The sequence below is a fragment of the Actinomadura geliboluensis genome (assembly GCF_005889745.1).
Lineage (GTDB): Bacteria > Actinomycetota > Actinomycetes > Streptosporangiales > Streptosporangiaceae > Spirillospora > Spirillospora geliboluensis.
The window spans coordinates 1-5,389 of the sequence record NZ_VCKZ01000540.1; the positions used below are offsets into that span (position 1 = coordinate 1).

The 5,389-nt window shown below is 72.5% G+C and carries 7 protein-coding genes; 2 read left to right on the plus strand and 5 right to left on the minus strand.

What is annotated here, in order from left to right; translation table 11 throughout:
• Positions 1-1,205 (plus strand): phosphodiester glycosidase family protein (locus tag ETD96_RS40740; RefSeq protein ID WP_205719716.1); only part of this gene is annotated, 1,205 nt, incomplete at its 5' end.
• Positions 1,206-1,207: 2 nt separating this feature from the next.
• Here the strand turns inward: ETD96_RS40740 and ETD96_RS40745 are convergent.
• Together ETD96_RS40745 and ETD96_RS40750 are read right to left on the minus strand one after the other, a co-directional pair.
• A complete protein-coding gene (locus tag ETD96_RS40745) occupies positions 1,208-1,984 on the minus strand; it encodes an NYN domain-containing protein (RefSeq protein WP_138641824.1) in 777 nt (258 codons plus the stop codon).
• A gap of 48 nt (positions 1,985-2,032) precedes the next feature.
• On the minus strand, positions 2,033-2,740 hold the full coding sequence (locus ETD96_RS40750) for a MerR family transcriptional regulator (RefSeq protein ID WP_138641825.1): 708 nt from the start codon (positions 2,738-2,740) through the stop codon (positions 2,033-2,035).
• An 87-nt stretch (positions 2,741-2,827) separates the two neighbouring features.
• On the opposite strand from ETD96_RS40750, the gene ETD96_RS40755 reads away from it, so the two are divergent.
• A complete protein-coding gene (locus ETD96_RS40755; RefSeq protein ID WP_138641826.1) occupies positions 2,828-3,304 on the plus strand; it encodes a DUF6194 family protein in 477 nt (158 codons plus the stop codon).
• Positions 3,305-3,314: 10 nt separating this feature from the next.
• Here the strand turns inward: ETD96_RS40755 and ETD96_RS40760 are convergent, their stop codons facing one another.
• The 3 genes from ETD96_RS40760 to ETD96_RS48445 all read right to left on the minus strand — a co-directional run.
• Positions 3,315-4,136: an SAM-dependent methyltransferase gene (locus ETD96_RS40760; protein ID WP_138641827.1), complete on the minus strand. Its 822-nt coding sequence runs from the start codon at positions 4,134-4,136 to the stop codon at positions 3,315-3,317.
• 69 nt (positions 4,137-4,205) lie between these two features.
• Complete coding sequence (locus ETD96_RS40765; protein WP_171069483.1) at positions 4,206-5,243, minus strand: phosphotransferase; 1,038 nt, start codon at positions 5,241-5,243, stop codon at positions 4,206-4,208.
• A partial coding sequence (locus ETD96_RS48445) for a DUF7064 domain-containing protein (RefSeq protein ID WP_478209503.1) occupies positions 5,240-5,389 on the minus strand: 150 nt, incomplete at its 5' end. The genes ETD96_RS48445 and ETD96_RS40765, both read right to left, overlap by 4 nt.

Here is a 5,389-nt window from a genome sequence, read left to right on the forward strand (position 1 = left end):
GCCCGCCGGACGTCGCGGGCCTCGACTTCTCCGTCCCCGCGGTGCGGGCGCTGCCGTCGTCCGAGGTCGGGCAGGTGCGGTTCACTTCGTCGGAGCGGACCGCGCCCGGCGTGACCTTCCGGACGTTCGAGACGTCCGGCACCGGCGGGCGGGTCGAGGGCGACCTGCTGGACGTCGATCTGCGCAGCCCGAAGGTCTCCGTCGGGCTGTTGCGTCCGCCCGTGGTCGCGGCGCGGCGCACGGTGTCGGAGATGGCGGACGCGCAGCAGGCGGTGGCCGGGGTGAACGGCGACTTCTTCAACATCAGCGAGACCCATCCGGGGGTGCCGCCTACCGGGTCTTCGTCCGGGCCGACGGTGGACGGTGGGCGTCCGCTCAAGGGCGCCGTGCCGGACGGGCAGCGGTTCGGGCCGGGGCTGCCTCCCGGCACGTCCACCGAGGACGTCATCGGCGTTGGCCGCGACCGGCGCGGCCACGTGGCGCGGCTCCGCCTGACCGGCACCGTCCGGTCGGGGAAGAAGTCCATCGCCCTGCGCGGGCTCAACCAGTACGCGCTCCACGTCGGCGGGGTCGGTGCGTTCGACTCGCGGTGGGGTGAGGTCTCCCGGCAGCGCGCCGTCTGCGGGACGGACGAGGTCCGCAGCGCCCCGTGCAGCACGAACACCGCCGAGGTGACCGTGCGGCGGGGCGTGGTGACGGGCGTGTCCGACACGGTCGGCGCGGGCGCGATCCCGTCCGGGACGACCGTGCTGGTCGGGCGGGAGAAGGGCGCGGACGCGCTGCGCCGGCTCCGGCCCGGCGACCGGGTGCGGGTGTCGTACCGCTTCACCGGCCCGGTCCGCTTCCGGTTCGCGGTCGGCGGGTTCCCGATCCTGCGGGACGGCGAGCCGCTGGACGGCCTGAGCCCGAACGGCCCGGCCCCGCGCACCGCCGCCGGGGTCAGCCGCGACGGCCGGCACCTGTACCTCGTCGTGGCGGACGGCAGGTCGGAGCGGAGCGGCGGCCTGACGGTGGCGGAACTCGCGTCCCTGCTGGACAAGGTCGGCGCCGACGACGCCGTCAACCTGGACGGCGGCGGCTCCTCAACGTTCGTCGCCCGCGCGCCCGGCGCCGCCTCTGTGACCGTCCGCAACTCCCCGTCGGACGGCACCCAGCGCGCCGTCGCCAACGGCATCGGCGTGTTCACACCGGACGCGGCCGGCTGAGCTCAGCCGGACTTCTTGTCCTGGTGGCGCCTGTCGCGGACGTACATGATGGCCGCCTTGCCGTCGCCGGGGCTGCGGCGCTCCAGCACGAACAGCGTCGTCGCGGTGATCAGTTCGCTGAGCTTGGCGTAGCCGTAGTTGCGGGAGTCGAACTCGGGGCGCTGCTTGGTGATGATCTGGCCGACGCTGCCCAGGGCGGCCCACCCGTCCTCGTCGGACGAGGCGTCCACGGCGTTGCGGAGAAGGTTGACGAGCGCGGTGTCCTGCTTCAGCTTGGCGGCCGGCGTCGGGGGCGCCGGCTTGAGCGTCTCGGCGGCCGGGGTGGCCGGGCCCTGGTCGTACAGCAGGTTCTCGATGTAGATGAACTTGTCGCACGCCGCCACGAACGGCTTGGGCGTCTTGCGCTCCCCGAACCCGTAGACGGTCAGCCCGGACTCCCGGATCCGCGCCGCCAGCCGGGTGAAGTCGCTGTCGCTGGACACGATGCAGAACCCGTCGAAGCGGTCGGAGTACAGCAGGTCCATCGCGTCGATGACCATCGCCGCGTCGGTGGCGTTCTTGCCGGAGGTGTAGGCGAACTGCTGGATCGGCTGGATCGACTGGTCGAGCAGGTGCTCCTTCCAGCCCCGCAGGTTCGTCCCCGTCCAGTCGCCGTAGGCGCGCTTGACGTGCGCGGTCCCGTACTTGGCGACCTCGGCCAGCAGCCCTTCGACGACTCCGGGCTGCGCGTTGTCGGCGTCGATGAGCACCGCCAGCCGGTCGGCGTTCTCGTTCACCATGCCGCACGCCTCCTCACGGTCTCTGCCGGTGGGAACCCGTCCAGTACATCAGACCGCGCCGCTCCCGGCGGTCGGCGAGAGCAGGGCGCCGAGTGCGGCGGCGCCGTCGAGGAGGGCTCTGGATCGGGCGTCGATGGCGGCGTCCCGGGCGGCCAGCGCGGAGGCGACGTCCTCCAGTCGCCGGGCGCTCCGCAGCTCCGGCATGAGGGCCCGGAGGGGTTCGATGCGGTATCCGGCTTGGCGCAGCTGGTGGACGATCCGCGCGTCCCGCGCCTGGGCCGGGGTGTACCGTCGCGTTCCCCCGGCCGGGTCGCGGTCGGGGACGACGAGCTGCTCCTTGTCCCAGTGCCGGAGCGTCGAGGGGCGCACGCCGAGCGCGGCGGCGAGTTCGGAGATGCTCATCGCGTCCGAGGCGCGGACGTCGTCGAGCGGCTCGCCGGAGATCACCTGGGCGGCGTCCCTCGCCAGCTGTACCTCCCCGCGCTCCGCGTGGAGGCGTGCGTGCACCGCGTCGAGAAGGGCGAGCGCCTCCGCGGCGGGACCCTGGTGGACGGCCCGGACGATCCTCTTGGCCTCGACCGGCCCCGCGCCCGCCGCGAGCGCGCGGTAGGCCACCGCGGACCGCACGTGCGTCTCCCCGTAGACGCGGTAGCCCGTGGCCGTGCGCATCACCGGCGGCAGGACGCCGTCGCGTTCGAGATTGCGCACCTGCTGGACGGAGTACCCGGCACGCCGCGCGACATCGACGGTGCGCATGCCGCGCGAGTTGAGACCTGACACCACGAAGCCCCTCAGTACCGGTCCGAAAGTCTCCACAAGCACTTCAATGCCAGGCTAGAACGCATGACGATGGACGAGATCATCGGTTTCACGACGGGCCTCGACGGCGTCCTGGCCTCCCGGCCGGGCCCGGGTGACGGGTCGCCGGAGATCAGCTGGGGCGACACGTTCTTCTACTACTCGCCGGACGGCATCGTCCCGGCGAACACCCAGCCCTTCGCGACGCTCGTGACCAAGGACTATCCCGGCGACGAAACATCGCGCCTGGACCGGCCGGGCGCCTTCCGCGTCAACATCTCCGCCGGGAAAGAGGCGTTCGTCCGGTGGACCGGCCACGCGCCGCGCGAGCCGTCCGGTGCCGAGGTCGACGCCAGCACCGCCGACACGGTGATCGCGCATCCCGTCTACGGCACCGTCGGCTGGCTGGCGGTGGTGAACCCGGGCCCGCGCACTGAAGCCGCCGTCCGCGAGCTGCTGGAGGCGGCCTACCGCCTCGCGCGTGCGCGCCACGAGCGACGCGCAGGCGCGGACGGAGACTGACCCCGCGGCGTCAGGCCGGCTTGCGGGCCACTCCACCCCAGAGGGCGGCCGGGGCGGACGCCTCCAGGTCGGAGCGGGGGCGCCAACGCGGAACCTCGACGACGCCGGGCTCGACGAGGTCCAGCCCGCGGAAGAAGCCGGTGACCTGCTCGCGGTCGCGCAGGGTCACCTTCTCCGCCGACTTCTCGTTCATGGCCCGCTCGAACGCGGCCATCTCCTCGGGGAAGATGTCCTTCGCCGTGTGGGACGCCACCAGGTGGCTGCCCGGCGGGACGGCGGCCATCAGCGTGTCAACGATCTTGTAGGGGTCCGCCTCGTCGGAGACGAAGTGCAGCACGGCGATGAGCATGACCGCCACCGGCCGGCTGAAGTCCAGCGTGCGGGACGCCTCCTGGAGGATCCTGGCGGGGTCGCGCAGGTCGGCGTCGATGTAGTCGGTCGCGCCCGCTCCGCTGCTCTTCAGCAGCGCCTCGGCGTGGACGAGCACGATCGGGTCGTTGTCGACGTAGACGATCCGGGATTCGGGCGCGATCGCCTGGGCGACCTCGTGGGTGTTGTTCGCCGACGGCAGGCCGGTGCCGATGTCGAGGAACTGGCGGATTCCGGCCTCGGCGACCAGGTACTCCACCGTCCGCGCCAGGAACGCGCGGTTCGCCCGGACCGACTTGACCGTGGACGGGAAGGCCTGCAGCCCGGCTTCGGCGGCCGCGCGGTCGGCGGCGAAGTTGTCCTTGCCGCCGAGCCAGGCGTCATAGACCCGCGCGGGATGAGGGATGTTCGTATTGACCCGGGAAAGCTTGTCCTGGCCTGACGCCTCTCCGTCCGATGCCACGAACCCTCCTCAAACGCCGCTATTGATAGTGGTCGACAGCATATAAGCGTCCTCTGACCCTGAGATGGCTCAGCTGAGAAGCGAAAGGGAGTTCAGGTCGCGGGCGTGGTGGGCGTGGCGGGTGGTCATGGTGCGGAACATCTCGTCGCCGCGCGGGGTGCGTTCCACGAGCATCGAGGCGCCGATCGCCATGACGATGCCGTGGAAGGTGTGGTGACGGTAGACGGTCCAGCAGTCGTCCCAGGTCAGGGCGACTCCGCGGGCCGTCAGGGCTTCGTGGTAGCGCTCGACCAGCGCCTTCTCATGGGCGCGGCGGGCCTCGGTGGGGAGGCTTGAGCCCAGGAAGTAGGAGAGGTCGGCGAGGCCGGGGCCGTAGGCGCAGGTCTGCCAGTCCAGGACGGCGGTGCGGGGGCCGCCGAACAGCAGGTTGTCGGCGCGGAAGTCGCCGTGGGACAGGGTCAGCGGCCCCTCGCGGGCGGTCAGGTACGCCAGCAGCGAGGGCATGAACTCTTCGATCAGGGCGATGACGTCGGGGCCCAGTTCGGCGGCGTAGCGGTCCTTGAAGCCGGTGTAGAGGTCGGTGACCATCGCGGCGGTGAAGGCGGCGGCGTCGGCGTCGTGGCGGTTCAGCCAGGGCAGGGCGGCCAGGCCGGGGTCCTCCCAGCCCGCCGCGTGGAAGGCGGCCATCTCGGTGATCGCGGCGGCGGCGTCCTCGGGGGTGATGCCCGCGAGCTGGTCGCCGGGCCGCGCGGGGGCGAGGTCCGCCAGCAGGACGGTGTACTCGTCCTCCTCGGCGGCGTAGGCCGAGAAGTAGCAGGTGGGGATGCCCGCGTCGAGGCCGCCCGCCAGTTCGGCGTAGAAGCTCGCCTCGACCTCGTAGGTGCGGATGGCGCGGGCGGCGGCGCGGCTGGACGGGTCGGCGGCCGGGACCTTGGCGACCATGGTGGGCGGGAGGGACGTCTCGCCCGCGTAGGTGAGGTGCAGGCGGAGGCTGTCGGAGACCTGTCCGGTGCCCACCGGTTCGGCCCGGACGGCGGTCACCTTCGTCCCGAGGGCGTCCGACAGGTAGGACGCCGTCAGGTCCCCGGCGCCGGAGGCTGGCGTCATGCGCTCTCCTCGGCCAGGTGGGTCCAGCCGTGGTCCTGCCAGCCAGGGGGCTGGTGCCATTCCGTCCAGCCGTGGCCGGTGCGCCCGTCCTCGGTCTCGAAGCGGCACAGGGCGCGGGGGAAGTGGGCGTCCCGCCCGTCGGGGGA